This window comes from Accumulibacter sp., from assembly GCF_023806625.1.
GTDB lineage: Bacteria > Pseudomonadota > Gammaproteobacteria > Burkholderiales > Rhodocyclaceae > Accumulibacter.
The window spans coordinates 1-26,747 of sequence record NZ_JAMTDX010000043.1; the positions used below are offsets into that span (position 1 = coordinate 1).

Genomic DNA, 26,747 nt, shown 5'->3' on the forward strand with positions numbered 1-26,747 from the left:
GGACCTCGGCCAGAGCGCGTGATCAGGTTTGCTGAACATTGTGGCTAATCATGTCCAGCCAAGACCCATCTCTTCGAGCGGGGCTGCTTCGGGTTCGGGGCCGACCAGCCCGGGATCGCCCGCACCGTGGGCCTTGCCGAAGGTGTGGCCACCGGCGACCAGCGCGACCGTCTCTTCGTCGTTCATCGCCATCCGGGCGAAGGTTTCGCGAACGTCGCGGCCCGAGGCGACCGGGTCGGGATTGCCGTTGGGCCCCTCCGGATTGACGTAGATCAGTCCCATCTGCACCGCAGCGAGGGGATCCTCGAGTTCGCGGTCGCCACGGTAACGCCGGTCGCCGAGCCATTCGCCTTCGGAGCCCCAGTAGATGTCTTCCTCGGGTTCCCAGATGTCTTCGCGTCCGCCGGCGAAGCCGAACGTCCTGAAGCCCATCGATTCCAGCGCACAGTTACCGGCGAGGATCATCAGGTCGGCCCAGGAGATTCGCCGGCCGTACTTCTTCTTGATCGGCCAGAGCAAGCGGCGAGCCTTGTCGAGGTTGCCGTTGTCCGGCCAGCTGTTGATCGGTGCGAAGCGCTGGTTTCCGGTGCCGGCGCCGCCTCGCCCGTCGGCAATGCGGTAAGTGCCGGCGCTGTGCCAGGCCATGCGGATGAACAGGCCGCCGTAGTGCCCCCAGTCGGCAGGCCACCAGTCCTGCGAGTCGGTCATCAGCGCGTAGAGGTCGTTCTTGAGCGCGGAGAGGTCGAGCCTCCTGAACTCTTCGGCGTAGTTGAACTGCCCGCCCATCGGACTGACCTTCTCCGAATGCTGGCTGAGGATCTTGAGGTTCAGCCGCTTCGGCCACCAGTCCCGATTCGACTGCACGCCCGCCGTTGTCCGCGCACCGTGCAGCGCGGCGAATGGGCATTTCGCTTCGGATGACATCGTTCGCTCCTTTCGTTCAGGGTGATTACCTGTAAACAATCTAGTCTGCCAACCCGCGTCGGGCCAATTGTTTCTGTTCATCGAGGCCATAGCCGAATTCACTCGCGCAATCCTGCTGCACGGCGCGCGGATGATTCTCCGGCGCCTGTCCGGCCGGAACCGGGTCCTCGGACGGCAAAGCACGGCTTGCCAGTCGCCGGCTCTTCGGCTATCTTGCCGCAGGATCGCGGCCGCCCCGAGACTCGGCGCCGGGATCGACGGCGACGGAGCGCCGGGAAGATCTCTCGCTGTCGCTGGCTCTGTTTCGAGCTCGAGGTGAAGTGAAGCGTGAAGGCGATCATCGACCGCTCGACCTGCTTCTGCGCGCGCCAGGTGCGCTGCTCGGCGGATCCGGCACGCCTCCCGGAACTGCGCGTGTGATGGACGCGGCGGGCCCGCGGCAATGGATCGCCGGCGTCTCGCTGATGATCTGTTCGGCGGGATTCGCCTGCACGCCGTCGGTCGAGGAGTGGCTGGCGGAGACGACAGCCGTATTCCGCCGGCACAGCGACGCCTTCGAACGCTGTCCGGTCGATGAACCGGCCTACAACCGGGTGATCGCCGACTGGCTGCGTCGGCGCCCGCAGGCGGCGCCGCTGACCCGTCTGTCGCTTGGCCGGGCGATCGATTTTCCGTGGATTTCGGGTTACCTTGCCGAGCGGGCGCTCGACCATCGCTCGTGGGACTCGCGTCGGGGAAAGGTCCGCCACGGGGATCTGAACGGACTCGCTGCGGCGATCCTCTCGGAGGAGAAGCTCCTTTCACGACTGGCGGCGCCGTTCTGCGACACCCCCTACCTCCCGGTCGCCGTGTCCGTCGAGAAGGTTCTCGTCGGCCCGGCAAACGGTACGCTGGCGAAGCCGGGGAGCGGGAGGCGGCTCGTCCCCCATGACGCGCAGATCTGGCTGAGGATCGAACGTCGCGGCACGGCGTCGGGCGCGCCGCCGACAGAGTGTCGATAGCGCTCCTGCCGCACGGCCGGTCAGTCGAACTGCCCGCACGCGCAGCGGGCGGGCGGAAAGTCTGCCGTCGCCGACGGTCAGCCGAGCAGACTCGCGGCGACGTTGACCGTCAGGGCGAGCAGCGTCATGTTGAAGGCAAACGCGGTCATCCCCTGAACCATGGCCAGACGGCGCATCTGCGTGCTGACGATGGCCACGTCGGCAGTCTGCGAGGTCATTCCGACGACGATCGCGAAGTACAGGAAGTCGGGATAGACCGGCGTGTCCTGGCCCGGGAAATCGAGCGGCGGCCTGCCTTCCCGACCGACCGCGACGTAGTGGACGTGCGCGTAGTGCAGCGCGAAGGCCGTATGCACGAGCAGCCAGGAAACGACGATGGTCACGGCAACGAGAGCGAGGCGCAGGATCTGCCGGGTCGTCGCGAGGCTCTGCAGGTCCGAGAGTTCGATGACGATCGCCGCCAGGCTCGCCAGCGCTGCAGCCACCGACAGACAGAGCACCACTGCCGCGCCGTCGTCCTGGATCCGCGCCCGCCAGCGCATGTGCTCGACCGAAGCGCGCATCATCATCGTCCAGCCGAGAACGAGATAGAGACCGGCGCCGACATCCCAGGTGACCAGCGCGCGCGTCGACTGCGTCCAGGTCGAGGGAAGGATCACTTCGATGAGCAGTCCGGTGATGATCGAGGCGACCAGCCGCGGGCGCACGCGCACCTGGCGCCATATCCTGGCAAACGGGGACTGGGCGGGGCTCGATGCACTCACCGGCGCACTATACTCTCTCAGTGGCGAGTCCGACAAGGCGGCCGGACGCCGGTCAGGTGAACCGCGTCAGCGACCGACACGTCAGGCCAGCGCGGACAGCGTTTCCCTGACCCGCTTCAGCCCACGCGTCACGGCCTCGGCGAGCCGCACCGCCTCGGGGTCGCTCGGGATGGCCGACGCGCTCCACTCGCAGAAGGAGGCCATCATCGTCGCTCGTTCGACCGACAGCTTCGCATCACTCAGTCCGATCTCGATGATCGGGATCAGCGCGGCGGCTGCGCGAAGGCGATTGAGTTCGGGGGTCGCGGGAGAAATCGGGCTGGACATGGCGCGATTCTAAAGGCACCCCGACGATCGACCGAGGAACTTTCGCACAAGCTGCGGCCTGGTCAGCGTGGCGGGCCTTGGCGGCCGCGTGAGGGCTGCTGCCCGCGCGGAGGCGTTCGCGGCGCGGCCGGAGGACCAGGTGCTTCGGGTATAATCGCAGCCGTTCCATGCCTGCGAAGGGTTGCCCATGCCGATCTACGCCTATCGCTGCACGTCCTGCGGTTTCGAGAAGGATCATCTGCAGAAGATCGACGACCCACCGTTGGAGGTCTGTCCGGAATGCGCTCAGCCGTCGTACCGCAAGCAGGTGACGGCGGCAGGCTTCCAGCTCAAGGGCACCGGCTGGTACGCCACCGATTTCCGTGATGGTGGACGGAAGGCGAAGGTTGCCGACGACAAACCGACGGCAGCCGATAACCCCCCGGCAGCCGACAAGCCGGCGACTTCCCCGCCGGCCGCCAAGAGCGAAGCTCCCGGCGGAGCGAACGCGTGCGCCGACAGCTGATCAAGCGCTACTTCATCACCGGCCTGCTGATCTGGGTTCCCCTGGCGATCACCGTCTGGGTGCTGACGCTGATCGTCGGCACGATGGACCAGTCGCTGCGCCTGATTCCGGAAGCCGTGCATCCGCGCCACGTTCTTGGCTTCGACATCCCGGGTTCGGGAGCGATCCTGACGCTGCTGATCGTTTTCCTGACCGGGCTGCTGGCGGCGAATTTCATCGGCCAGCGCCTGGTCGTCTGGTGGGAACGGCTGCTGGCGCGAATCCCGGTGGTCAATTCGATCTACAACAGTGTCAAGCAGGTCTCGGACACGCTCTTCTCGTCGTCGGGACACGCGTTCCGCAAGGCACTGCTCATCGAGTACCCGCGCCGCGGTTCGTGGACGCTCGCCTTCCTGACCGGCCGACCGGGCGGCGACGTACTCCGTCACCTGCACGGCGATTACGTCAGCGTCTATGTGCCGACGACGCCCAACCCGACCTCGGGCTTCTTCCTGATGATGCCGCGCAACGAGGTCATCGAACTGGACATGAGCGTCGATACGGCCCTCAAGTACGTGATCTCCATGGGCGTCGTCGCTCCACCACCTCCGCGGCCGGCCACGGCCGATGCGGCCGGGAATCTGCCGGGCAACTGAGCTCAGGGTCATTCGGGAAAGAACATGCGCACTCACTATTGCGGACAACTCGACTCGCGGCTGATCGGCCGGCAGGTCGTCCTCTGCGGCTGGGCCCACCGCCGCCGCGACCACGGCGGAGTGATCTTCGTCGACCTGCGCGACCGCGAAGGGCTGGCCCAGATCGTCTGCGATCCGGATCGCCCGGAGATGTTCAGGACCGCCGAGTCGGTGCGCAACGAGTTCTGCCTCCGGGTCAGCGGCAAGGTGCGCGCACGGCCCGAGGGAACCGTCAACCCGCATCTCGCCAGCGGCGAGGTCGAGGTGCTGTGTCAGGAGATCGAGGTTCTCAATCCGTCACTCACCCCACCGTTCCAGCTCGACGACGACAATCTCTCGGAGAACATCCGTCTGACCCACCGGGTGATCGACCTGCGCCGCCCGCAGATGCAGAAGAACCTGCTGCTGCGTTACCGCGCGACCCGCGCTTTCCGCCGCTTCCTCGACGAGGCGGGGTTCATCGACATCGAAACACCGATGCTCACCAAGAGCACCCCCGAAGGTGCGCGCGACTATCTGGTTCCCTCGCGCATCCACCCGGGGCAGTTCTTTGCGCTGCCGCAGTCACCCCAGCTGTTCAAGCAGCTGCTGATGGTTTCCGGGTTCGACCGTTACTACCAGATCACCCGCTGCTTCCGCGACGAGGACTCGCGCGCGGATCGTCAGCCGGAGTTCACCCAGGTGGATATCGAAACCTCGTTCATGGACGAGGGCGAGATCATCGGGCAGATGGAGGAACTGATCCGGGCGGTGTTCCGTGAAGCGATTGCCGTCGAACTGCCCAACCCGTTCCCGCGGCTGAGTTACCGCGAGGCGATGGAGCGCTACGGGTCAGACAAGCCCGACCTGCGCGTGACGCTCGAACTCGCCGAGGTCACCGACGTGCTCCGCGACGTTTCGTTCAAGGTCTTCTCGACGGTAGCCAACAGCGAAGGGGGCCGGGTCGCCGCGCTGCGCATTCCCGGCGGCGCGCGCCTGACGCGCAGCGAGATCGACGCCTACACTCAGTTCGTCGGCATTTACGGTGCCAGGGGCCTCGCCTACATCAAGGTCAACGATGTCAGCCAGCTCAACGAGAGCGGCCTGCAGTCGCCGATCGTCAAGAACCTCCATGGCGCGGCGTTGCGTGCGATCGTCGAGCGGACCGGCGCAACTTCGGGCGACCTGATTTTCTTCGGCGCCGACCGGCGCAAGGTGGTCGACGACTCGCTCGGCGCGCTGCGCGTCCGTATCGGGCACGAGAAGGGCTTCGTCAACGGGAACGACTGGGAGCCGGTATGGGTGGTCGATTTTCCGATGTTCGAGTACGACGAACAGGAGAAGCGCTGGACCGCCTGCCATCACCCATTCACCAGCCCCCGGGACGAGCATCTCGAGCTGCTCGAGAGCGACCCGGCCAGCTGCCTGGCCAAGGCCTACGACCTGGCGCTGAACGGCTCCGAGCTCGGCGGCGGGTCGGTGAGGATTCACCGGGCGGCCGTCCAGGAGCGGGTGTTCAGGGCCCTGGGGATCAGCGAGCACGAAGCGCAGGCGAAGTTCGGCTTCCTGCTCGAAGCGCTGAAGTACGGTGCGCCGCCGCACGGCGGTCTGGCCTTCGGGCTCGACCGGATCGTCGCGATGATGGCCAGCGCCGAGTCGATCCGCGACGTCATCGCATTTCCGAAGACGCAGCGCGCGCAATGCCTGCTCACCGATGCGCCGAGCGAGGTCAGCGAAAGGCAGCTCCGCGAACTGCACATCCGCCTGCGCCACAGGGTCGACACGCAGATCGAGCTGGGCAGGACCTGAACGTGTGCCATGCCGTCGTGCTCCGCCACGGGGGCGGCGCGGTAGACGCCGCCGCGCAGCGATGAGCTGGCAGCGCCTGAACGCGGCGATCGACCGGGTCCGGGCACTCGTCCGGCTGCTCCTGCTGGCGACGCTGGTCGGCGTGCCCGGGCTGGTTGCGCCCGCTCAGGCACGCGAGTCGCCATCGCTGCCGACCGTTGCCCTGGCCGATCTCCCCCCCGAAGCCTTGCGCACGCTCAAGCTGATCCGGCAGGGGGGCCCGTTTCCTTACCCGAGGAAGGACGGCAGCGTTTTCGGCAATTTCGAGCGGCATCTGCCCATCCGCCCGCGGGGCTACTACCGCGAGTACACGGTCGAAACTCCGGGCAGTCCCGACCGCGGAGCGCGGCGAATCGTCGCCGGCGAAGGCCGAACCGGCGATGTCGCGACCTCGGGAGAGTATTACTACAGCGCCAACCATTACCGCAGCTTCCTCCGGATACGCGAATCGCCATGAAGCGCGAACGACTGGCAGCCCTGCTCAAGGATTGCCGACGGGCGGGGATCTACTCGCTGGCCGGATCGAGCCGTCCGGCCATCCGGGCAGCCGCTGAAGGCGCCGGCCTGAGCTGCTGCGAGGTCAGCTTCGATGATGCCACCGGGGTCGAACCGGTGCTCGCCGCAATCGGCCGGGACCTCCGCTTTCCGGCATGGTACGGCGCCAACCTGGATGCTCTCAAGGATTGTCTGACCGACCTCTCATGGCATCCGGCCACCGGCTACGTGCTGCTCGTCGTGCACGCGGAAAGGCTGTGCGCCGGCAACCCGGCCGGGTGGGCGATGGTCAATGAGGTCTTCGCCGAAGCCATCGCCGAGTGGCGCGAGCGTGACGTTCCGATGTGGGTGCTGCATAGCGCCGACATCGACCCGCTGCTCGCCCGCTTTCCAGGCGCATGAGCCGGTACAAGCGACCGGTCTCGGTGCTCGTGCTGATCCATACGCCTGACCACCAGGTGCTGCTGCTCGAGCGTGCGGCTCACCCCGGCTACTGGCAATCGGTCACCGGCAGCGTCGAGGAGGGCGAGTCGCTCGTCGATGCGGCGCTGCGCGAGGTCGCCGAGGAGACCGGAATCGAAGCCAGCCGGGAGACGCTGCGCGACTGGCGAATCGTCAACCGTTACGAAATCTTCGCCGAGTGGCGGGACCGGTATCCGCCGGGAGTGCGCCACAACACTGAGCACGTCTTCGCGCTCAAGGTGCCGGCGGCCCGGCCGGTGACCGTCGCCCCTGGCGAACATCTCGGCTACTGCTGGCTACCGTGGCGCGAAGCTGCCGAGCGCTGCTTCTCGTGGAGCAACCGCGACGCAATTCTGCTGCTTCCCAAGCGCACGCCACGTCCCTGATCGCGCGCTTGCCGATGCTGAGGGTTCAAGGCGGCCTCGCGCGCGGGCAGCCTGCGGTGATTTGCTAGAATGCGCTTTTCCCGCGTTGCGCGATATCGATGAAACGCAAGATCCTGGTCACTTCGGCACTGCCCTATGCCAACGGTGCGATTCACCTGGGCCACCTGGTCGAGTACATCCAGACCGACATCTGGGTACGCTTCCAGAAAATGTGCGGCCACGAGTGCTGGTACGTCTGCGCCGACGACACCCACGGCACACCGATCATGCTGCGCGCCGAGAAGGAGGGCATCTCGCCCGAGGTCCTGATCGACCGCGTCCACGGCGAGCACACGCGCGACTTCGCGGGTTTCCACGTCGGCTTCGACAACTACTACACGACGCATTCGGAGGAAACCCGCGCCTGTGCCAACGACATCTTCGCCCGCCTCGCGGCCGCCGGACTGATCGAAACGAGGACCATCGAGCAGTATTACGACCCGCTCAAGCAGATGTTCCTTCCCGACCGCTTCATCAAGGGCGAGTGCCCGAAGTGCGGCGCGCACGACCAGTACGGCGACAACTGCGAGAGCTGTGGCTCGGCGTACACGGCCAGCGAGCTGCGCAACCCCTATTCGGCGGTCTCCGGGGCCAGACCGGAGCTTCGCCAGTCCGAGCACTACTTTTTCCGTCTTTCCGATCACCGGTGCCAGTCGTTCCTGCGTCGCTGGACACAGAGCGAAGACCGCCTGCAACCCGAAGCGGCCAACAAGCTCCAGGAATGGCTCGGCGAAGAGGGTGAGGACCGCCTCACCGACTGGGACATCTCGCGCGATGCGCCGTATTTCGGTTTCGAGATCCCCGGAGCACCGGGCAAGTATTTCTACGTCTGGCTCGACGCGCCGATCGGCTACATGGGATCCTTTCGCAACCTCTGCTCGCGTACCGGCCTCGACTTCGACGAGTACTGGAAGGACGGCTCGTCGACCGAGCTGTACCACTTCATCGGCAAGGACATCCTCTACTTCCACGCCCTGTTCTGGCCAGCCGAACTCGAGCACGCCGGCTATCGGACGCCGACCCGGGTCTTCGCGCACGGCTTCCTGACCGTAGACGGCGCGAAGATGTCCAAATCGCGAGGCACCTTCATCACCGCCGAAAGCTATCTCGCCCAGGGCCTCGACCCGGAATGGCTGCGCTACTACTACGCGGCCAAACTTTCCGCGACGATGGAGGACATCGACCTCAACCTCGACGACTTCATCGCCCGGGTCAATTCGGACCTCGTCGGCAAGTTCGTGAACATCGCCAGCCGCTCGGCCGGGTTCATCGTCAGACACTTTGCCGGCCGGCTGTGCACCTGCGACGAGTCGCTGCACGCGGTCGACGCGATCCGCGATCGCCGGGCGGTGATCGCCGGGCACTACGAAGGCCGCGAGTTCGGCAAGGCGATCCGCGAGATCATGGCCCTCGCCGACCTCGCCAACCAGTACGTGGACCGCGTCAAGCCCTGGGAGCTGGCGCGCCAGCCGGGCAGCGAGAGGGAACTCCACACCGCCTGCAGCAACGCGGTCAACCTCTTCAGGCTGCTCGCCGTCCTGCTCAAGCCGGTATTGCCCGCGCTCGCCGTGAAGGCAGAGGACTTCCTCAACGTCGCGCCGTTCACCTGGGACGACGGAGCGACCGTACTCGCCGCCGGCCATGCAATCCGTTCATACCGGCACATGCTCACGCGCGTCGATCGGCGACAGGTCGACGCCCTCGTCGAAGCCAATCGCCAATCGCTCGCTGCCGCGCCGCCGCCGGCGCCGCAGCGACACGCCGAACATCAGGAAAAGGCGGCGGCCCGATCTGCGGTCGAGGCCGAAGGGCCGCCCGTGGGCGGCGCACACGTCGCGCTCGACGAGTTCATGCGCGTCGATCTGCGCGTCGCGCGGATCGCCGAGGCGAGCCACGTCGAAGGAGCCGACAAGCTCGTCCGGCTGCTGCTCGACGTCGGACCCCTCGGCCGGCGACAGGTCTTCGCCGGAATCAAGGCCGCGTACGACCCGGCAGCGCTCGTCGGGCGTCTCACTGTGGTCATCGTCAATCTCGCACCGCGCAAGATGAGGTTCGGTCTTTCCGAAGGGATGATCCTTGCGGCTTCGGATCCCGAAGGACGGCAGCCGGGCATCTTCCTGCTCTCGGCAGATGCCGGCGCTCAACCCGGAATGCGCGTCAAGTAGGCAGGCAATGGACCTCCGCAAGCGCCCGCGAGTCACGCCGAAGGTGATGCTCTATGCGCTCGTCGACGCACTGGGCATGCTCGTCCTGGCCAGCGGATTGATGTGGCTGGTCCGCGGCGAGGCGCTCTTCATCGCCGGATTTCCGGGCAGTGGCGGAGCTGCGGTGGGAGCAGTGATCGCCGGTATCGCGCTGATCGTCTGGGCGGTCGTCAGAATCCTGGGCGAGCTGACCCGGAATCCGGCGGCCGGAACGGACCGTCGATGACCTGGCCAGGCCCGTGGTCATCGGCGCTACGCTGCGCACTGGGGCACACCCGATCAGCGATCACTCGCGCGACCATCGGCCTGGCCGCAGGATCGAGCCGACGCAAGGCCAGTGTGCTGGCCGAAGCAGCACTCGCTCCTGGGCAAGAGGACGGCTGCTCATCGCTCCGCCTGGGCAACGGCCTGAGTGTCCGCTCATCCACCTGATCGGGAGACCGCCTGATGAAACGCAAGGGACTCATTCTCGCCGGCGGCTCGGGAACGCGATTGCACCCGGCTACGCTGGCGATCAGCAAACAACTGTTGCCAGTTTTCGACAAGCCGATGATCTATTACCCGCTGAGCACGCTGATGCTCGCCGGGATCCGCGAGTTGCTGGTGATCTCGACTCCGCAGGACACGCCACGCTTCGCGCAACTGCTCGGCGACGGATCGGCTTGGGGCATCAGCCTCCACTACGCGGTCCAGCCGAGTCCCGACGGCCTCGCGCAGGCTTTCCTGATCGGGGACTCGTTCATCGGCGACGATCATTCGGCGCTGGTCCTCGGGGACAACATCTTTTACGGTCACTACTTTCCGCAGTTGCTGCGCAAGGCGACGAGCCGCGCCGAAGGCGCGACCGTCTTCGCCTACCACGTCAATGATCCCGAGCGCTACGGCGTCGCCGAGTTCGACGCCCAGGGCCGGGTCCTGTCGCTCGAGGAAAAGCCCAGGCAGCCGAAGTCCAGTTACGCGGTGACCGGCCTTTACTTCTACGACCCGCAGGTGGTCAGTCTGGCGAGGAGCCTGGTCCCCTCGGCACGCGGCGAGCTCGAGATCACCGACCTCAACCGCAGGTACCTCGAACAGGACCAACTCAAGGTCGAGGTCATGGGACGCGGCTACGCCTGGCTCGACACCGGAACGCATGAATCCCTGCTCGACGCCAGCCAGTTCATCGCCACGGTCGAGAACCGGCAGGGACTGAAGATCGCCTGTCCCGAAGAGATCGCCTTCCGCCAGCGCTGGATCGACGCCGGGCAGCTCGAAAACCTCGCCGGGCCGCTGATCAAGAACGGGTACGGACAGTACCTGCTGCGCGTCCTCAGAGAAACTCACCCCTTCGCCGGATGACGACATGAAAGCGACAGCGTTGGCCATTCCCGACGTCGTTCTCCTCGAGCCGAGAGTCTTTGGCGATGACCGGGGATTCTTCTTCGAGAGTTTCAACCAGGCGCAGTTTTCCGAGGCTACCGGCCGGGCGGTCAATTTCGTCCAGGACAACCACTCACGGTCGATTCATGGTGCGCTGCGCGGCCTGCACTATCAGATCAGCCAGCCGCAGGGCAAGCTCGTCCGCGTCGTTCTGGGCGAGGTCTTCGATGTCGCGGTCGACCTCCGCCGGCGGTCGACGACCTTTGGTCAATGGGTCGGCGTCGTCCTTTCCGCGGACAACAAGCGGCAGGCGTGGATCCCCGAAGGTTTTGCCCACGGCTTCCTCGTGCTCAGCGAGACCGCCGAGTTCCTGTACAAGACGACCGACTACTGGGCTCCGCAGCACGAGCGCTGTATCGCCTGGGATGACCCCGACCTGGCGATCGACTGGCCGCTCTCGGGAGAACCTCTGCTGTCGGCCAAGGACCGGCAGGGCGTCCCACTGGCGAGAGCCGAAACCTTTGCCTGATCAGCCGGGCTTCGCCGATCGCCGCGCCGGAAGGCTTCGCGCTGCACTGCGCTGATGCCGGCCTCGCTGCTCTACGCCGTCGTCTTCATCGAAGGCTTCTGCTCGCTTGGCGCCGAGATCCTCGCGCTGCGTCAGATCGTCCCGCACATGGGCAGTTCGATCGTCGTCACCGCGCCGACGATCGGCTTCTTCCTGCTCGCCCTGGCCCTTGGCTACCACTCGGGTTCGCGGATCGAGCGCGACTACGTCGGCGCCGTCGCGAGAAACTTTCTGCTCGCCGCACTGCTCGTCGGAACCGGGCTTTCAGGCGTGGCGATCGACCGGCTCTTTGTCTGGCTGACACCGCCCGAGCTCGCCTATCTGACGCTGGTCGGGGCGATCGTCTGTCCGGTAGCCTGGCTGCTCGGTCAGACCGTACCGATCGTCACCAATCTCCTCGAGCACGGACGCGCCGGCGAAGCCAGCGGACGGGCGCTCTATTACTCGACTCTGGGTTCGTTCCTCGGCTCGCTCTCGCTGTCGCTGCTGGTCATGCAGTGGCTCGGCGTGTCGGCCGCGGTCGCCCTGTGCGCGCTGCTGCTCGTCGCCGGCTACCTCATGCTGCGTCGCATGGTGTGGCCGGCGATCCTCGCCTCGACGGCTTCGCTGCTTCTGACGCTGGGCGCCAACGCCTGGCTCCGCCCGGAGATCGAGACCGCCTACGCGAGCTACCTGGTCGTTCCGGTCGACTTCGACGCGTCGATCAACGGGCGGGCGCTGAAGAACAACGACTCGCTGGCTTCGCTGATCGACGACTCCGAGCCACCCCGCTACGCTCGCTACATCGAGCACATCCGGCGACTGCTGATCGATGAACTTCGCTTTCGCGACCGGCGGATCCTCGTCCTCGGCGCCGGCGGTTTCACGCTGTCACACCGGGAATTCGCGAACCACTACACCTACGTGGACATCGACCCGGCGATTCGTTCGATTGCCGAAAGGCAGTTTCTCGGCGAGAGCGCTCGCGGCGATTTTGTGGCCGACGACGCGCGCCGTTTCGTCGTGCGCAGCGACCAGCGCTTCGCCGCCGCGGTGGTCGATGTCTACGGTGCACAGTTCTCGATTCCCGCGCACCTCGTGACCCGCGAGTTCTGGCAGGCGACGCGGCGCGTGCTCGACGCGGACGGTCTGCTGATCGCCAATCTGGTCCTCGACAGCGCACTGGCCAGTCCATATTCGCGCAACCTGCTGGCGACGATCGAAAGCGTCTATGGACGATGTGCAGTCGAGGTGTTGCAGAAGAGACAGGTCCTGGCGAACGTCGTGGTCACCTGCCGCAACGGCGCTCCACCGGAGCCGGCACGCATCTTCGTCGACGAGCGCAATACGGCTGATCTCGATCTGGCACGTTCGCGTTGAGCCCGGACATGAGACCCCGATCGTCGGCCATCCAGGACAGCGACGCCGAACCGTTTGCCGACTGCCTCGCCGCCGATCAGCGGCGGCTACGCGCGCTGACCCGGGACCTCCGGCACGCCTTCGGTGAGCGACGCGATGCGCTGCTCGGCGAACGGGCGAGGCTCGTCGAGAAGTCGCGCGCGGCCGTCGCCGCTCGCCGATCACGTCTGCCGGCGCCGGAGTTTGCCGACGAACTGCCGATCAGCGGCCGCCGCGAGGAGATCGCCCGGCTGGTCGCCGCCCACCAGGTGGTGGTCGTCTGCGGCGAGACGGGGTCGGGCAAGACGACGCAGCTGCCCAAGATCTGTCTCGAACTCGCCCGCGGCACCCGCGGCCTGATCGGCCATACGCAACCGAGACGCATCGCCGCGCGTTCAACGGCAGCGCGGATCGCCCAGGAGCTGCACAGCGAGCCCGGCGAGCTCGTCGGCTACAAGATCCGGTTCACCGACCTCACATCGCCCGGCGCGTTCGTCAAACTGATGACCGACGGGATACTGCTCGCCGAAACGCAGGGCGACCGCTGGCTCGAGCAGTACGATACGCTGATCATCGACGAGGCGCACGAGCGCAGCCTGAACATCGACTTCCTGCTCGGCTACCTCAGGCAGTTGCTGCCACGGCGGCGTGATTTGAAGCTGATCATCACCTCGGCGACGATCGACGCCGACCGCTTTTCCCGACACTTCTCGGGTGCACCGGTGATCGAGGTCTCCGGGCGACTCCACCCCGTCGAGATTCGCTACCGTCCGCTTGGCCGTCTCGGCGACGACGCTGCCGACGACGAGCGCGACCTCTACGAGGCGATCACCGACGCCTGCGACGAGCTGCACGCGGTCGGACCGGGCGACGTCCTCGTCTTCCTCCCCGGCGAGCGCGAGATCCGCGAAGCCGCCAATGCTCTGCGCCAGCACCACCCGCCGCACACCGAAATCCTGCCGCTGTATTCACGCCTCTCGACCGAGGAACAGAACCGGGTCTTCCGCCCGCACCTCGGACGACGGATCGTCCTCGCCACCAACGTCGCCGAAACCTCGCTGACCGTCCCGGGGATCCGCTACGTCGTCGATTCGGGTCTCGCGCGGGTCAAGCGCTACTCGTACCGCAACAAGGTCGAACAGCTGCAGGTCGAGAAGATCGCCCAGGCGTCGGCGAGCCAGCGGGCTGGACGCTGTGGTCGGGTTGCCGCCGGAGTGTGCATCCGACTCTACGAGGAACAGGACCTCGCCCTGCGACCTGCCTATCCCGACCCCGAGATCCTGCGCTCGTCGCTCGCCGGAGTGATTCTGCGCATGAAGACGCTCAACCTCGGAGCGGTCGAAGACTTTCCGTTCATCGAAGCTCCGCCGCAACGGGCGATCAGCGACGCCTATCAGGCACTGCTCGAACTTGGCGCAATCGACCGCGAACACGCTCTGACGCCCCTTGGCCAGGAACTCGCGCGGATGCCGCTCGATCCGCGGCTCGGACGAATGATCGTCGCTGCGCGCGACGCGGGCTGCCTGCGCGAGGTACTGGTGATCACCGCGGCGCTGGCCGTCCAGGATCCGCGCGAGCGACCTCAGGAGCGACAGGGAACGGCCGATGCAGCGCATCGCCGCTTCCTCGACGAGCGATCCGAGTTCGTCGGCTGGGTGAAGCTCTGGGACTGGTACCAGGCGGAGATCGAGAACGGCCGATCCCGCCGGAAGCTCGCCGAATGCTGCCGGGAAAACTTCCTCTCGCCAGTACGCATGCGCGAGTGGCGCGACATCCACGGCCAGCTCCGGACACTCGCCGTCGAGCACGGGTGGCGAGAGAACGACCTGCCAGCCAGTCACGAGGCGATCCATCGCGCGCTGCTCAGCGGTCTGCTCGGCAACGTCGGCTGCAAATCCGAAGAATCGGGACACTATCTCGGCGCGCGCGGGATCAGGTTCCTGATTCATCCGGGTTCACCGCTGGTCAGGAAGTCCGGCAAGTGGATCGTCGCCGCAGAAATCAGCGAAACGACCCGGCTCTTCGCGCGCTGCATCGCCCGCGTCGAGGTCGATTGGATCGAGCAGGCCGGCGCACATCTGCTCAAGCGCAGCAGTTTCGACCCGCACTGGGAGAAGCGCGCGATGCAGGCAGTCGCCTTCGAACGGATCACGCTGTACGGGTTGATCATCGACCCGCGCCGCCGGGTCAGCTTTGCCGAGCTGAATCCGGCGGCGGCGCGCGAGATCTTCATCCGCCAGGCGCTCGTCGGTGGCGAGGTCAGCGACGAGTTCGCCCGGCGCTGGGATTTCTTCAGACACAACCAGCAGCTGATCGTGGACATCGAGACTCTCGAACACAAGTCGCGCCGGCCCGACGTCCTGGTCGACGACGAGCTGATTTTTGCCTTCTACGACCGGTTGATTCCCGAAGCGATCAGCAGCGGCACGGCGTTCGACAGCTGGCGGCGCGAAGCCGAACGCGACAACCCGCGGCTGCTCTATCTGCAGCGCGAGGATCTGATGCGCCATCAGGCGGCCGGCGTGACGAGCGAAGCCTTCCCGCCGCGGCTGCGCCTGGGGGGAGCCGATTACGAGCTGGCCTATCACTTCGAGCCGGGCAGTCCGCGCGACGGCGTGACGATGACGATTCCACTCGCCCAGCTCAACCAGATCCCTGCTGCGCGCTGCGAGTGGCTGGTCCCCGGCCTGCTCCGCGAAAAGGTCGTCCAGCTCGTGCGCACACTGCCGCAAAGAATCCGCTCCAAGCTGGTCCCCGTTCCCGACTTCGCCGACGACTTCGTCGCCCGCGTGGCGCCGTCGGACAAGGCGCTGGTCGCCTCACTGATCGGCTTCATTCTCGAAACCCGCGGGCTCAACGCGCGTGGCTGGGAGATCACTCCCGACGCCTTCCGGCCCGACGCGCTGGCGGCACACCTGTTCCTCAACTTCCGCCTGGTCGACGACAAAGGCCGGCAGCTGGCGATGAGCCGGCGGCTCAATGAACTCCGCGCCGAGTGGGGCCGCGAGGCAAAGCAGGAATTCTCCGGACTCCACGAAGCGCCGCGTGCATTTTCGCGGATGACCGACTGGAGCTTCGGCGAGTTGCCCGAGCTGATGGAAGTCGACGCCGGCGGCGGGCAACGGCTCGTCGGCTATCCGGGGCTCGTCGACCAGGGCGACGGCGTCTCGCTGTCGGTCTTCGACTCGGCCGACGAGGCCCGCAGAGTCCACGTTGCGGGCTTGCTGCGCCTGTTCCTGCTGCATTTCCGCGAACAGACCAGGTATCTCGAGAAGAGCCTCCCGGGATTCCTGCAGATGGCTGTCGATTTCATGCCCCTCGGGACGGCCGACGAACTGCGGCACCAATTGATCGAGCTGACCGTGACCCGCGCCTGTCTGCGCGAGCCGTGGCCGCACGACGAGCCAAGCTTCCGCGCCCGCTGCCACGATGCGCGGCCGCGGCTGACGCTGCTGGCCCAGGAGATTTGCCGTCTCGTCGGACAGATCCTCGGCAGCTGGCGGGCGCTGCAGAAGAAGCTCCCGGCGTTCCGCGCTTTCCCGCGCGTGGTCCAGGACGTCGAGCAGCAACTCGGGCGACTGATCCGCACGCGCTTCGTCGTCGATACGCCCTTCGAGCGCCTCCAGCACTTCCCGCGTTACCTGCAGGCGGTCGCCTCGCGGCTCGACCGTCTCAAGGCCGCCGGCAGCCTCGGCGCACAGCGCGATGAACGCCTGCTCGCCGAGTTCCTGCCGCTGTGGTCGAACTACGAGCGACGGGCGACGCTGCGCGCCAAACAGAACGTCGTCGAACCGGCGCTCGAGCAGTTCCGCTGGCTGCTCGAAGAGCTTCGCGTCCAGCTGTTTGCCCAGGAGTTGCGCACGCCGGTGCCGGTGTCGAGCAAGCGCCTGCAGAAAATCTGGGAAGCCATCTGAGCAGCGACGCTGATCGACTTCGCCCGGACCGCGCTCGCTGGATCCACGCGCAGCGCGCGAGCGGTAGAATCAGCAGCGGACGAACGGCGTTCCTGGAGGCGAGATGAGCTTCGGCGCGATCATCATCGGTGACGAGATCCTCTCGGGGAAGCGTGTCGACAGGCATTTTGCGAAGCTGGCCGGGCTGCTCGCCGAACGCGGATTGCGCCTTTCGTGGGTCGAGTACCTCGGCGACGAGCGACCGCGAATCGCATCGACCTTGCGGCGAACTCTGGCTGCCGGCGACGTCGTGTTCAGCTTCGGCGGAATCGGCAATACGCCCGACGACCATACCCGCCAGGCGGCGGCCGAAGCGCTCGACGTCGATCTCGTCCTGCACCCCGACGCCGAGCGCGAAATCCGTGCGCGCTTCGGCGCCGAGACGAGCGAGGTGCGCCTGCTCCTCGGCACCTTCCCGAGGGGTGTTCAGATCATCCCCAACCCGTTCAACCGCATCCCGGGCTTTCGCATCCGCGATCACCACTTCCTGCCGGGATTTCCGCAGATGGCGCATCCGATGGCCGAGTGGGTGCTGGACACCTTCTACGCTCCGCTATTTCACCGACGGGCGTCGGTCGAACGGGCCTTGCTGCTCAGCGGCGCCAATTCCTACGAGAGCGCCCTGCTCGACCTGATGGAGACGATCGTCGCCGACTTCCCGACGCTGCGCCTGTTCAGCCTGCCGTCGATGTCCGACGACGGGCAGAGACGCCATCTCGAACTCGGCGTCGAGGGAGAACCGGATCTCGTCGACCAGGCGATGTCGATGATGCGCGAAGAGGTCGAACGCCGGGGCATCGCCTGGCGCTGGCGGACCTGACGGCCAGGCCGGACTGCAGAGCCCGTCGCCGGGCGGGGAGATCGGGACCGGACCGGAGCGACCAAGCTGGCTGCGCAGGCGCACCGGCGGGAGGCAAGCGCCTCCCCAAGGACAAAAAACCCCGGCTGCGGCCGGGGTTCGCTGTCCAGTCGGGCGAGCCGATCACTTCTTCGGCGTCAGCGCGGCGGCGGCCTGCGCGGTGGCGTTGGTCGCAGCCTTGACGTTGGTGTCGACGATGTCGGTCATCTGCTTGGCCATCTGCGAGATGTTGTCGAAAGCCGTGGTCGAGGCGTTCATCATCTGCTTCATCGCCGCGCTGAACACGTCACCGGCAATCGGTGACCCGGCGCCCGCCTTTTCGATCAGACCCGACGCACTGTGGCGAAGGTTGTCGTACTGCTCCTCCATCACCGTGGTGATCTCGCGCTGCATGTTCGCGGCGAGCTCGTAGAGGTTGCGCGAATACTCGAGCAGCTTCTCGGCGTTCGGACGCGCCAGCGACTCGGCAACGCCCTTCAGATCCTGGGGATCCTTGACATTCAACAGCTGCTGGGCACCGGCCGTGCTGGTGTTGAACAGCTCGCGGCTGGCAGCCAGGTTCAGTGCGGTCAGTTGCTCGAGACCGTGGAACGCCGTGCGGACCAGCGTCATCATGACCTGGGCGTTGGCTTTCTGGCTCTCGGCGAGTTTCTCGATATCGATGGTGCTCATGGAATTCCTCCGTGGATACTAGGGTGATGCGGATGAAGAAACGAGGCCAAGGCGCAGGACAGCGGACGACCGCTGCCTCCGCGCCCAACTGGGCCGATGTCCCTGGTGCTGACGGGCTCCGATTCTCGCTGGAAACCTGACCAAGACGCCCCCGACCGAGGCCGGGGGCTTCCTGGTTCCAGTCTGCTCGCGAACGGGATCAGCAGCCGCTTGGCAGAACCCGGCAGAACCTACTTCTTGGTCGCGGCAGCCGTCGCGCCGACGGCCTTGACGGTCGCGTTGGTCGCCGCAGCGACGTTCGCCTCGGCGATGTCGGCGACCTGCCGGGCGGCCTTGTTCATGCTGTCGAAGGCGGATGTAGCCGCAGCGATCGCCGACTTGACCGCGGAAACGGCGACCTCGGAACCGGCCGGCGCATTCTTGGTGGCCTTTTCGAGCAGCGCCAGAGTCTGCTTCTGGAACTCGGCGAACTGCGCTTCGAGCAGCTTGGACATTTCTTCCTTGGACTGGGCCGTGATCTCATAGACGCTGCGCGTGTAGGCGACGGCCTTTTCGAGACCGGGCTGGGCCAGCGACGCCTGCAGGGCGAAGAACTCCTGGGCGTCCTTGGCGCCGAGCATCGCCTTGGCATTGGCCACGCCGTCCTCGAGCATCGAGCGGGCGGTGTTCAGATTGAGCGCCGCGATCCGCTCGGCGCTGGCCAGCGCCGTATTGGCGAGAGTCAGCAGCGCGTCGACGGAAGCCTTGTTGGCTGCGGCAAACTGTTCGGGGGTATTGAACATGGCGAATCTCCTCAAGAAAGGGACGGGCACAACACAACATGCCGGATGGCACGTTCCCCGGAACGCTGTCGTGCTCGCTGCCGGGGAGAATTGCTGCGCTGCACCATGACCGCCATTATAGGCTCCCCGGCGAACTTGTCAAGTGATTTTTGCTGCACTGCACCAATCATTCTAGGGCGATGTATTGAATGTGCAAACTTCATGCGCATGGCAAACAGGCTGGTGCCGTTCGGGATTGCTGTGGCGCGTCAGACAAGCGCGGCCCGCGAGAACTCGGGCACCCAGGAACAGACGAGCCTGGCTGCCGACGACGAAGCGAGGGCCGTTCAGTTCGCCGCCGGGTTGACGGTGGTCGCCGGCTTGAGTGGCAGCGCTTCGTTCTTTCCGGGCGCAGGGCTATCTCCCTTTGCTCTCGGCTGAATGATCGCCCGAACGCGCGCCTGGGCGGCGCCGGTGGCGGTCTTCGTGGTCCCCTCACCGGGGGTCACGAGGTACTTTTCGTTCAGCGCATCGTAGGAAATGTACTGTCCGCGCACCTCGTCCTGGCCGGTGCGCACCCAGGCACGGGTGAAGAACTGCGTCGTCTCGGTGCGCGCGTCATGTTCGATGCGCTCGGCCTCGCCCTCCGTGTACTCGTCGACGCCCTCACGCTTCTGGCGAAAATACGCCAGGCCGTTGGCCCCTCCGGTGGCCACGGCTTTCTGGAAGCCATCGACGTCCTGGGTGACGACGAGTCGACTCGTGCGCAGGACCATCGTCCCCTGGGTGAGCACGGCGTTGCCCTCGAGAACCTGTACCTTGTTGACGTCGTCGATGCTCAGACGATCGGCTTCGAGATGGATCGGCTTTTCACGGTCGGCGCGCTCGGCGTTTGCGGCCACCGACAGTAGAAGACAAAGCGCGCAGGCAGCGCTGCGCGCGACGACGATCCTGTCCATCACTGGGGTCCTTTCCTGGCGTACTGGCTCTCGATCTGCCCGCGAACCCGCGACTCCAACACGTAGGTCTGCAACCGGTTATCGACCTGCAGGCCGACGCCGCGAACCCACGACGCCCCCTGCGTGATCAGCACCGGGCTCGCCGTGAACGCCCGTTCGTCGTCGGTCAGTACGGTCAGGTCAGGCATCGTGGCGACGAGTTCCTGACTGTCACTGGTCGCCGATCGGCGAATCTCGACGTCTTGCATGAGATCGACTCTCTCGGCCCGCGAGGTCGCGTGCCCGTGACCGGCGCGGATGATCACCGGTGGCTTGACCGGATCGAGGTAGACGATCACCGGATTGCGCAGGTCGCTGGTGTCGTCGTCGGGATAGTGGCGAATCTCGTCGGCGACGAGTGTGGACTGCAGCCGGCCATTGGCATCGAGCTTCCAGCCGATCGCGCCGACGATGATCGAATCCGGATCGTGCCGAGTCTTCCCGTCGTTGCCCACCTCGGGCATCTCGGTCGCGTAGCGCAGCCAGGCAGTCAGTGCGGCGAGCACGAGCAGGATGGTCACCGGCAGTACCGCCGTACTCCAGCGCTTCATCGCCGTTCACCGGGCAGATAGGCAGCGAGCGCCTCGCTCAGCCTGCCCTGGGCATCAAGGATCAGTTCGCAGACCTCCCTGACGGCGCCGCGACCACCCGCGCAGGTGCTCGTGAAGCGCGCATGTTCCCTGACCAGCCGGTGTGCGTCGCGCGGCGCGGCAGAGAACGCGCAGGCGGTCATCACCGGCAGGTCGACGACGTCATCGCCCATGTAGCCCGAGTCGGCAAGTCCGAGCCCCAGATCGCACGCCAGCGCAGTCATCACCTCGAGCTTGTCGTCGACACCCTGGAACAGATGATCGATCGCCAGGTTCCGTGCGCGCAGTTCGACGCAGCGGCTGCGTCTCCCGGTAATGATCGCCACGGCGATGCCAGCGCGCTGGAGCATCTTCAGCCCGTGACCGTCGAGCGTGTTGAACGCCTTGATCTCGACGCCCTGATCCGTGTAGTACAGCGAACCGTCGGTGAGCACACCATCGACATCAAATCCGATCAGGCGGACGCGTGTCGCACGGACACGGGCTTCCTCCGGAAAACCTGCGGCCATCAGATCACCCTGGCGTTGAAAAGATCGTGCATGTTCAGCGCTCCGATCAGCAGGCCCTGCTCGTCAACGACCGGCAACTGGTTGATCTTGTGTTGTTCCATCATCGCCACGGCCTCGACGGCCAAGCGCTCCGGGCCGATCAGGCGGGGCCGGTGGCCCATGATCTCGGCCACCGTGACGCTGCGCAGATCGAGGTCGCGGGCGAACGCACGGCGCAAGTCACCATCGGTGACGATGCCGATCACCCGCTTCTCCGGACTGACCACCGCGGTCATGCCGATGCCGCCGCGTGAAATTTCGAGGATCGCGTCGGGCAGGCTGGTCCCCGGCCCGACCTGGGGAACGGCCGCTCCGGCGCGCATCACGTCACGAACGTGGGTCAGCAGCCGGCGTCCGAGCGAGCCCCCGGGATGCGAGCGGGCGAAGTCTTCGGGACCGAAGCCGCGTGCATCGAGCAGCGCGACCGCGAGGGCGTCGCCGAGCGCCAGAGTCGCCGTCGTACTCGCCGTCGGCGCTAGGTTCAGCGGGCAGGCCTCCTGGGCAACGGCTGCGTCGAGATGCACGTCGGACTCGAGGGCCAGCGAAGACCGCCGATTCCCGGTCATGCTGATCAGCCGGGCACCCTGTCGCTTGACGATCGGCACGATGGTCAGCAGTTCCTGACTCTCGCCGGAATTCGACAGGGCAAGGAGCACGTCGTCCCGAGTGATCATCCCGAGGTCGCCATGACTGGCCTCGGCCGGGTGGACGAAAAAGGCCGGCGTACCGGTGCTCGCCAGAGTCGAGGCGATTTTGCGCCCGACATGCCCGGACTTGCCCATGCCGCTGACGATGATCCGTCCGCGACAGTTGAGGATCACGCCGAGCGCCTCGAGGAATTCGCTGCCGATCCGCTCGGCCAGCGAACGCACGGCGTCAGCCTCGATCTGCAGAACCTGCCGGGCCAGCTCGAGGGCCCGCGCTGACGGCTCAATTTGGCTCATCTACGGACAGCCGCTATCATGCGGCAAGTATAACAGAAGGTCGCGGCGCCCTCTCCTGCGGACGCCCGCCGCGCGGCTGTCGCCGCAGCAACGACTGTCTGTTCCTGGGGAACGCCGCGATGGACATGTTGCCGACCGTGCTGATGCTGCTCGCCGCATCGGTGGTTTCAGTGATCCTCTGCCGCTCGATCAATCAGCCGCCAGTCCTCGGCTACCTGCTCGTTGGGACGTTGATCGGCCCGCACGCGCTCGATCTCGTCGGCGGGTTGAGCAGCGCGCAGCACCTCGCCGAGTTCGGGGTGGTCTTCCTGATGTTCTCGATCGGGCTCGAGTTCTCGCTGCCCAAGCTCCACGCCATGCGCCGTACGGTCTTCGGACTCGGGCTGCTGCAGGTCCTGCTGACGATTGCCGTGGTCAGCGCGATTGCACTCGCCGCCGGGCTCGGCTGGCAGGCCGGCGTGGCCCTCGGCGGGGCACTGGCGATGTCCTCGACGGCCGTGCTCAGCAGGCTGCTCAGCGAACGCATGGAACTCGATTCGCCACACGGGCGCGAGGTGATGGGCGTCCTGCTCTTCCAGGATCTGGCCGTCGTGCCGCTGCTGATCCTGATTCCGGCCTTCGCCCACTCGCCCGAGCGGATGGCGATGATGCTCGGCCTGGCAGCGGTGAAGGCCGTCCTCGCGCTGTCGATCGTACTCGTCATCGGGCAGCGGGTGATCAATCACTGGTTCTTCATCGTCGCGCGCAGCAGGTCGGCCGAACTGTTCATGCTCAACGTGCTGCTGATCACCCTCGGACTGTCCTGGCTGACCGAACTGGCCGGCCTGTCCCTCGCGCTCGGCTCGTTCATCGCCGGAATCCTGATCTCCGAGACACAGTACCGGCACCAGGTCGAGGAAGACATCAAGCCGTTCCGCGACGTCCTGATGGGACTGTTCTTCATCACCATCGGGATGATGCTCGACGCCCCGACGGTCGTCGGCAACGCGCCGCTGGTGGTCGGCATCCTGGCTTCGCTGCTCGGCCTCAAGTTCGCTCTCGTGCTCGGCCTGTCGCGCCTCTTCGGGACCGGCCCGGGCAACGCCATGCGCACGGCTCTCTGGCTCTGTACGGGCGGCGAGTTCGGGTTCGTGATGCTCTCCGAAATGGCCCCGCTCGAGCTCGCCCCTGCGCCGCTGCTCCAGGCGGTACTTGCCGCGCTCGTCCTGTCGATGCTCGTCGCTCCGCTGATCGTCCAGTACAGCAATCGCCTCGTGCTGCGCTTCGCGAGCAGCGAATGGCTACTGCGCTCGATGCAGATCACCCGCCTCGCGGCGCAGACGATGAACACGTCCGGGCATGTGGTGATCTGTGGCTACGGGCGGAGCGGACAGCACCTGGCCCGCTTCATGGAACAGGAAGCCGTGCCGTACGTCGCTCTCGACCTCGATCCCGAGCGGGTTCGCGAAGCCGCTGCAGCTGGCGAAAACGTCAGTTACGGCGATGCGACAAGACGCGAGACGCTACTCGCGGCCGGCGTGTCTCGCGCCCGCGTGCTGATCACCTCCTTCGCCGATCCGCGAACTGCGCTACGCGTCCTCGAGCATGTCCGCGCGATCAACGCCAGTCTGCCGGTGATCGCGCGAACCCTCGACGAGAAGGACATGGCCGCGTTGCAGCAGGCCGGCGCCGCCGAGGTCGTCCCCGAGACTCTCGAAGCGAGCATGGTCCTCGCCGCCCATGCGTTGAGCCGGGCTGGCGTTCCCGTCGCCGAGGTCCTCGAGCGATTCCGGAAGACACGCAGCGGCGGCTACCGCGAGCTGCGCGGCTTCTTCCGGGGGAGCGGCGACGCCGAAGAGAGCTCGCCGGAAGACGGCGAGACGCGCCTGCATTCGGTCGTTCTGGTTAGCGGGGCGCACGCGGTCGGCCGCTCGCCCGGGGAACTCGGGCTGGCGGCGATCGGCGTCGAGGTGACCGCGGTGCGCCGACGCAACATCCGCGCGCTCGAACCGTCCGCGGACATCCGCTTCGAGACCGGCGACGTGATCGTCCTGCTCGGCGGTTGGCCAGCGCTGAGCGCCGCCGAGGAAAGACTTCTCAAGGGCTGAAGCGACTGACGATGAAGTCTCCTGACCAGCCGGAGGAGCGGGCGACTTGCCGGAGAATGGCCGATGACTCCTGAATCGTGGTTCGCGTTCGTCAGCGCATCGGCGATCCTGCTGGTCATTCCCGGGCCGACGATTCTCACGGTGATCAGCTACTCGCTGGCCCTTGGCCGAGCGGCCAGGGTGCCGCTGATTGCTGCCGTCGCCCTCGGCGATTCGACAGCCCTGTTCCTGTCGCTGGTCGGGTTGGGCGCCCTGCTGGCGGCGTCGGACACCTGGTTCACCGCGATCAGATGGCTCGGCGGTGCCTACCTGCTGTTCCTCGGCGCAAGACTGCTGCGTGCCGCCGGGGCGGCCCCCGACCCTGCCTCGCCAGCCGCGCCCGGCTCGCGCTGGCGCCTCTTTGCGCACACCTATCTGGTGACCGCGCTGAACCCGAAGGGAATCGTCTTCTTCATCGCCTTCCTGCCCCAGTTCCTGAACCCGAAGGCTGAAATCTCCGCGCAGTTATGGCTGCTGGCGGTGACTTTCGTCGCCCTGGCGACGATCAACGCGACGCTCTATGCCCTGTTCGCCGCGTCGGCCCATCGACTGCTGATCTCGCCGGCGGCCCGGCGTCGCTTCCACGTCGCCGGCGGCTGCCTGCTCGCGGCCGCCGGTGCCTGGGCACTTCTCGGCGGGCGATAGACGATCGGCGAAACGCGAGCGGACAGCCGGCGATTCCGGCAGCCGCTCGCGATGTGCGGCGTCGGCGCGAGGTCAGCGCAACGAATCCTGCACCGACTGGAACTGGCGAACCCACGGGCGATACACGCGCAATTCCTGCGGCAGCGCCTCGATCGCCGCGCGCGCCTGGGCAACCGTAGCGAAGACGCCGAGGAACAGGTTGTAGCGCTGGCCCTCGCTGCCTTCGGTCACCGAGTAGGCGAGCGAGTCGAGCGCCAGTTGGTCGACGTTGCGGTCGATGAAACGAGCCATGTCGGCCTGGCTCGGCGAGGTGACCAGCTGCACCGTGTAGGCCTTCGGGTTCTGCCTGATCAGCCACTCGCTGTCGCGCAACACACCACCGCCCGCCCCCTGGGTCTGCAGCTTGCGGACTGCGGCGCGCAGTTCCGCGAGGCTTCTCTCGAGACTGCCAAGCTTTCCGGAGACCCGGTCGATGCTCGCTTCCTGCCGTGCGTCGAGATCCTGCTGCGCGGCATCGCGGGCGCTCAGTGCGGCAACCTGACCGCCAACCTCGGCGATTCGTGCGTCGCTCCGGGCGACCGCGGCCTCGGTGCTCGCCGGAGCAAAGGCGGGCGACCACTTGACGAGAGCGAAACCGATAACCGCCACGACGAGGACGCCGGCGATCGCCAGATGCGTCCATCTGAAGCGGTCGCGAGTTTCGACCCGGTGAGTGGCCAGCGCGGCGCTGACCTGGCTGATCGCCTGGTCGAGGCGCTGGCTTTCCGACTGCAGTACGCCGACCAGGCCCTTCAGGTTCTCGATCTCCGCGTAGTGCTCGCGCTGCAACGCGCTCAGACCGTCGATCCGCGCCTCGACGATCGTGTGGCGCTTCTCGGTCTGTTCGCGGACCGCTTCGATCCGCGCCTTGTTGCCACGCGTCGCCGTATCGAGCAGCTGGTAGGCCACGTCGAACTGGTCGAGCCGCGCGCGCTGCTCGGCAATGATTCTCTCCTGCGCCTGCAGCAGCGCATCGAGAGAACCGATTCCGGCATCGAGCCGGGCGAGATCCGACCCGATCCGTGCATTGCTGATCGCCAGCCGGGCTTCCCAGCGCTCTTCCGAACCAGCCAGCGCATCGTGCGCTTCGCTGCGCAGCGCCTCGACCTGGCTCTGCGCGGTCGCCGCCTGCTGGGCGAGCAGTTCGCCGTGGTGCCGGAGTCCGGCATCAAGCTGGTGCAGCCTGCTCGAGAGGTCGCCGCCGGAGCTGCGCAGCTCGGCCAGATGGCTGTCGATCCGCCGGTTGTTCTCGGCGTAGAGCGCGGTCAGCTCGTCGTAATCGCGCAGCACGCGGTCGAGCTGGGCGTTGATTTCCTTGGCCGTGGTGGCCGAACCGCCGACCTGCGTCAGTTCGAGCAACCTGGCCATCTCTGGTCTGATCACCGGGACCTGGGGAGACTGGGCGCCTGACGCCTCGGCGGACACGTTCTCGGGCTGCACGTCGTTTGGAATCACCAGTTCTGCGTTTCGGGTCATCTTGGCCTCTCCTTCATAGTGGATTCGCAGGCTTGCGCCTGGTCGTGTCGCGACGCGCTCGCGCACGGCTCGCCGGAAGTTTCGCGCTACTTGCGTCCTTTCCTGAATCGCTGGCAGCATCGTCAACTACGACGCCGGGCGCGAGTATATGTTCCGCCGTCAACCGGGGTCAATCGTCGTCGGCCTCCACCACGCCGGCGAACGCCTCGAGGCAACGGGCCTCA

The 26,747-nt window shown here is 66.3% G+C and carries 25 protein-coding genes and 1 pseudogene; 16 read left to right on the forward strand and 10 right to left on the reverse strand.

Annotation, left to right across the window (positions count from 1 at the left end):
* Window positions 1–54: 54 nt before the first annotated feature.
* Window positions 55–924: pseudogene (locus tag NFW05_RS07620) on the reverse strand (peroxidase family protein); the annotation flags it as partial.
* 320 nt (window positions 925–1,244) lie between these two features.
* Here NFW05_RS07620 and NFW05_RS07625 point away from each other — a divergent pair.
* A complete protein-coding gene (locus NFW05_RS07625) occupies window positions 1,245–1,925 on the forward strand; it encodes a hypothetical protein (RefSeq protein WP_295304527.1) in 681 nt (226 codons plus the stop codon).
* 77 nt (window positions 1,926–2,002) lie between these two features.
* Here NFW05_RS07625 and NFW05_RS07630 read toward each other — a convergent pair whose 3' ends face one another.
* Both NFW05_RS07630 and NFW05_RS07635 read right to left on the reverse strand, forming a co-directional pair.
* Window positions 2,003–2,638 (reverse strand): DUF1345 domain-containing protein, encoded by a 636-nt coding sequence (locus NFW05_RS07630; protein ID WP_295304530.1) that lies wholly within the window; start codon window positions 2,636–2,638, stop codon window positions 2,003–2,005.
* A 132-nt stretch (window positions 2,639–2,770) separates the two neighbouring features.
* The gene (locus NFW05_RS07635; protein WP_295304532.1) at window positions 2,771–3,016 is read right to left on the reverse strand and encodes a hypothetical protein; all 246 of its coding nucleotides are present in this window, start codon (window positions 3,014–3,016) and stop codon (window positions 2,771–2,773) included.
* A 187-nt stretch (window positions 3,017–3,203) separates the two neighbouring features.
* Here NFW05_RS07635 and NFW05_RS07640 point away from each other — a divergent pair, with 187 nt between their 5' ends.
* The 13 genes from NFW05_RS07640 (at window position 3,204) to NFW05_RS07700 (ending at window position 17,685) form a co-directional block, all read left to right on the forward strand.
* Window positions 3,204–3,521, forward strand: coding sequence for an FmdB family zinc ribbon protein (locus tag NFW05_RS07640; RefSeq protein WP_295304533.1), 318 nt, complete (start codon window positions 3,204–3,206; stop codon window positions 3,519–3,521).
* Entirely contained in the window at window positions 3,521–4,156 is a 636-nt protein-coding gene (locus NFW05_RS07645; RefSeq protein WP_295304827.1) for a DUF502 domain-containing protein, read from the forward strand. Before NFW05_RS07640 ends, NFW05_RS07645 begins: the two co-directional genes overlap by 1 nt.
* A 24-nt stretch (window positions 4,157–4,180) precedes the next feature.
* The gene (aspS, locus tag NFW05_RS07650) at window positions 4,181–5,983 is read left to right on the forward strand and encodes an aspartate--tRNA ligase (protein ID WP_295304536.1); all 1,803 of its coding nucleotides are present in this window, start codon (window positions 4,181–4,183) and stop codon (window positions 5,981–5,983) included.
* 61 nt (window positions 5,984–6,044) lie between these two features.
* A complete protein-coding gene (locus NFW05_RS07655) occupies window positions 6,045–6,479 on the forward strand; it encodes a ribonuclease domain-containing protein (protein ID WP_295304539.1) in 435 nt (144 codons plus the stop codon).
* Window positions 6,476–6,919: a barstar family protein gene (locus NFW05_RS07660; RefSeq protein ID WP_295304542.1), complete on the forward strand. Its 444-nt coding sequence runs from the start codon at window positions 6,476–6,478 to the stop codon at window positions 6,917–6,919. Before NFW05_RS07655 ends, NFW05_RS07660 begins: the two co-directional genes overlap by 4 nt.
* Window positions 6,916–7,365, forward strand: a complete 450-nt coding sequence (nudB, locus tag NFW05_RS07665; RefSeq protein WP_295304544.1) for a dihydroneopterin triphosphate diphosphatase — start codon at window positions 6,916–6,918, stop codon at window positions 7,363–7,365. The genes NFW05_RS07660 and nudB overlap by 4 nt, the downstream gene beginning before the upstream one ends.
* 98 nt (window positions 7,366–7,463) lie before the next feature.
* Window positions 7,464–9,569, forward strand: coding sequence for a methionine--tRNA ligase (gene metG, locus NFW05_RS07670; protein WP_295304546.1), 2,106 nt, complete (start codon window positions 7,464–7,466; stop codon window positions 9,567–9,569).
* Between the two features lie 7 nt (window positions 9,570–9,576).
* Window positions 9,577–9,834, forward strand: coding sequence for a hypothetical protein (locus tag NFW05_RS07675; RefSeq protein ID WP_295304549.1), 258 nt, complete (start codon window positions 9,577–9,579; stop codon window positions 9,832–9,834).
* 221 nt (window positions 9,835–10,055) lie between these two features.
* The gene (gene rfbA, locus NFW05_RS07680) at window positions 10,056–10,946 is read left to right on the forward strand and encodes a glucose-1-phosphate thymidylyltransferase RfbA (RefSeq protein WP_295304552.1); all 891 of its coding nucleotides are present in this window, start codon (window positions 10,056–10,058) and stop codon (window positions 10,944–10,946) included.
* A gap of 4 nt (window positions 10,947–10,950) precedes the next feature.
* Window positions 10,951–11,496: a dTDP-4-dehydrorhamnose 3,5-epimerase gene (gene rfbC, locus NFW05_RS07685; RefSeq protein WP_295304555.1), complete on the forward strand. Its 546-nt coding sequence runs from the start codon at window positions 10,951–10,953 to the stop codon at window positions 11,494–11,496.
* Window positions 11,497–11,550: 54 nt separating this feature from the next.
* Window positions 11,551–12,894, forward strand: a complete 1,344-nt coding sequence (locus NFW05_RS07690) for a fused MFS/spermidine synthase (RefSeq protein ID WP_295304557.1) — start codon at window positions 11,551–11,553, stop codon at window positions 12,892–12,894.
* A gap of 8 nt (window positions 12,895–12,902) precedes the next feature.
* Window positions 12,903–16,826 (forward strand): ATP-dependent RNA helicase HrpA, encoded by a 3,924-nt coding sequence (gene hrpA / locus NFW05_RS07695; protein WP_295304560.1) that lies wholly within the window; start codon window positions 12,903–12,905, stop codon window positions 16,824–16,826.
* A gap of 103 nt (window positions 16,827–16,929) precedes the next feature.
* Window positions 16,930–17,685, forward strand: a complete 756-nt coding sequence (locus NFW05_RS07700) for a molybdopterin-binding protein (RefSeq protein ID WP_295304563.1) — start codon at window positions 16,930–16,932, stop codon at window positions 17,683–17,685.
* 162 nt (window positions 17,686–17,847) lie between these two features.
* On the opposite strand, the gene NFW05_RS07705 is transcribed toward NFW05_RS07700, so the two are convergent.
* From NFW05_RS07705 to NFW05_RS07730, 6 genes are all read right to left on the reverse strand, one after another.
* Window positions 17,848–18,396, reverse strand: coding sequence for a phasin family protein (locus tag NFW05_RS07705; protein WP_295304567.1), 549 nt, complete (start codon window positions 18,394–18,396; stop codon window positions 17,848–17,850).
* Window positions 18,397–18,626: 230 nt separating this feature from the next.
* Window positions 18,627–19,178, reverse strand: a complete 552-nt coding sequence (locus NFW05_RS07710) for a phasin family protein (protein ID WP_295304570.1) — start codon at window positions 19,176–19,178, stop codon at window positions 18,627–18,629.
* A 326-nt stretch (window positions 19,179–19,504) separates the two neighbouring features.
* A complete protein-coding gene (gene lptA, locus NFW05_RS07715) occupies window positions 19,505–20,116 on the reverse strand; it encodes a lipopolysaccharide transport periplasmic protein LptA (protein WP_295304572.1) in 612 nt (203 codons plus the stop codon).
* Window positions 20,116–20,706 carry an LPS export ABC transporter periplasmic protein LptC gene (lptC, locus tag NFW05_RS07720; protein WP_295304575.1) on the reverse strand — a complete coding sequence of 197 codons (591 nt, stop codon included), beginning with the start codon at window positions 20,704–20,706 and terminating at the stop codon, window positions 20,116–20,118. The genes lptA and lptC overlap by 1 nt, the downstream gene beginning before the upstream one ends.
* Entirely contained in the window at window positions 20,703–21,254 is a 552-nt protein-coding gene (locus NFW05_RS07725; protein ID WP_295304578.1) for an HAD family hydrolase, read from the reverse strand. Before NFW05_RS07725 ends, lptC begins: the two co-directional genes overlap by 4 nt.
* Window positions 21,254–22,237 (reverse strand): KpsF/GutQ family sugar-phosphate isomerase, encoded by a 984-nt coding sequence (locus NFW05_RS07730; RefSeq protein WP_295304580.1) that lies wholly within the window; start codon window positions 22,235–22,237, stop codon window positions 21,254–21,256. Before NFW05_RS07730 ends, NFW05_RS07725 begins: the two co-directional genes overlap by 1 nt.
* 119 nt (window positions 22,238–22,356) lie before the next feature.
* Between NFW05_RS07730 and NFW05_RS07735 the strand changes: the two genes are divergently transcribed.
* A complete protein-coding gene (locus NFW05_RS07735) occupies window positions 22,357–24,324 on the forward strand; it encodes a monovalent cation:proton antiporter family protein (RefSeq protein WP_295304583.1) in 1,968 nt (655 codons plus the stop codon).
* A 63-nt stretch (window positions 24,325–24,387) separates the two neighbouring features.
* Window positions 24,388–25,008, forward strand: a complete 621-nt coding sequence (locus tag NFW05_RS07740; protein WP_295304586.1) for a LysE family translocator — start codon at window positions 24,388–24,390, stop codon at window positions 25,006–25,008.
* Window positions 25,009–25,080: 72 nt separating this feature from the next.
* Here NFW05_RS07740 and NFW05_RS07745 read toward each other — a convergent pair whose 3' ends face one another.
* A complete protein-coding gene (locus NFW05_RS07745; RefSeq protein WP_295304589.1) occupies window positions 25,081–26,523 on the reverse strand; it encodes an SPOR domain-containing protein in 1,443 nt (480 codons plus the stop codon).
* Window positions 26,524–26,747: the final 224 nt, after the last annotated feature.

Coding starts and splice junctions, on each gene's coding strand:
- NFW05_RS07635 (WP_295304532.1), bottom strand. CDS start 3,016: ATGTCCAGCCCGATTTCTCCCGCGACCCCCGAACTCAATCGCCTTCGC.
- NFW05_RS07640 (WP_295304533.1), top strand. CDS start 3,204: ATGCCGATCTACGCCTATCGCTGCACGTCCTGCGGTTTCGAGAAGGAT.
- aspS (WP_295304536.1), top strand. CDS start 4,181: ATGCGCACTCACTATTGCGGACAACTCGACTCGCGGCTGATCGGCCGG.
- NFW05_RS07655 (WP_295304539.1), top strand. CDS start 6,045: ATGAGCTGGCAGCGCCTGAACGCGGCGATCGACCGGGTCCGGGCACTC.
- NFW05_RS07660 (WP_295304542.1), top strand. CDS start 6,476: ATGAAGCGCGAACGACTGGCAGCCCTGCTCAAGGATTGCCGACGGGCG.
- nudB (WP_295304544.1), top strand. CDS start 6,916: ATGAGCCGGTACAAGCGACCGGTCTCGGTGCTCGTGCTGATCCATACG.
- metG (WP_295304546.1), top strand. CDS start 7,464: ATGAAACGCAAGATCCTGGTCACTTCGGCACTGCCCTATGCCAACGGT.
- NFW05_RS07675 (WP_295304549.1), top strand. CDS start 9,577: ATGGACCTCCGCAAGCGCCCGCGAGTCACGCCGAAGGTGATGCTCTAT.
- rfbA (WP_295304552.1), top strand. CDS start 10,056: ATGAAACGCAAGGGACTCATTCTCGCCGGCGGCTCGGGAACGCGATTG.
- rfbC (WP_295304555.1), top strand. CDS start 10,951: ATGAAAGCGACAGCGTTGGCCATTCCCGACGTCGTTCTCCTCGAGCCG.
- NFW05_RS07690 (WP_295304557.1), top strand. CDS start 11,551: ATGCCGGCCTCGCTGCTCTACGCCGTCGTCTTCATCGAAGGCTTCTGC.
- hrpA (WP_295304560.1), top strand. CDS start 12,903: ATGAGACCCCGATCGTCGGCCATCCAGGACAGCGACGCCGAACCGTTT.
- NFW05_RS07700 (WP_295304563.1), top strand. CDS start 16,930: ATGAGCTTCGGCGCGATCATCATCGGTGACGAGATCCTCTCGGGGAAG.
- NFW05_RS07705 (WP_295304567.1), bottom strand. CDS start 18,396: ATGAGCACCATCGATATCGAGAAACTCGCCGAGAGCCAGAAAGCCAAC.
- NFW05_RS07710 (WP_295304570.1), bottom strand. CDS start 19,178: ATGTTCAATACCCCCGAACAGTTTGCCGCAGCCAACAAGGCTTCCGTC.
- lptA (WP_295304572.1), bottom strand. CDS start 20,116: ATGGACAGGATCGTCGTCGCGCGCAGCGCTGCCTGCGCGCTTTGTCTT.
- lptC (WP_295304575.1), bottom strand. CDS start 20,706: ATGAAGCGCTGGAGTACGGCGGTACTGCCGGTGACCATCCTGCTCGTG.
- NFW05_RS07725 (WP_295304578.1), bottom strand. CDS start 21,254: ATGGCCGCAGGTTTTCCGGAGGAAGCCCGTGTCCGTGCGACACGCGTC.
- NFW05_RS07730 (WP_295304580.1), bottom strand. CDS start 22,237: ATGAGCCAAATTGAGCCGTCAGCGCGGGCCCTCGAGCTGGCCCGGCAG.
- NFW05_RS07735 (WP_295304583.1), top strand. CDS start 22,357: ATGGACATGTTGCCGACCGTGCTGATGCTGCTCGCCGCATCGGTGGTT.
- NFW05_RS07740 (WP_295304586.1), top strand. CDS start 24,388: ATGACTCCTGAATCGTGGTTCGCGTTCGTCAGCGCATCGGCGATCCTG.
- NFW05_RS07745 (WP_295304589.1), bottom strand. CDS start 26,523: ATGACCCGAAACGCAGAACTGGTGATTCCAAACGACGTGCAGCCCGAG.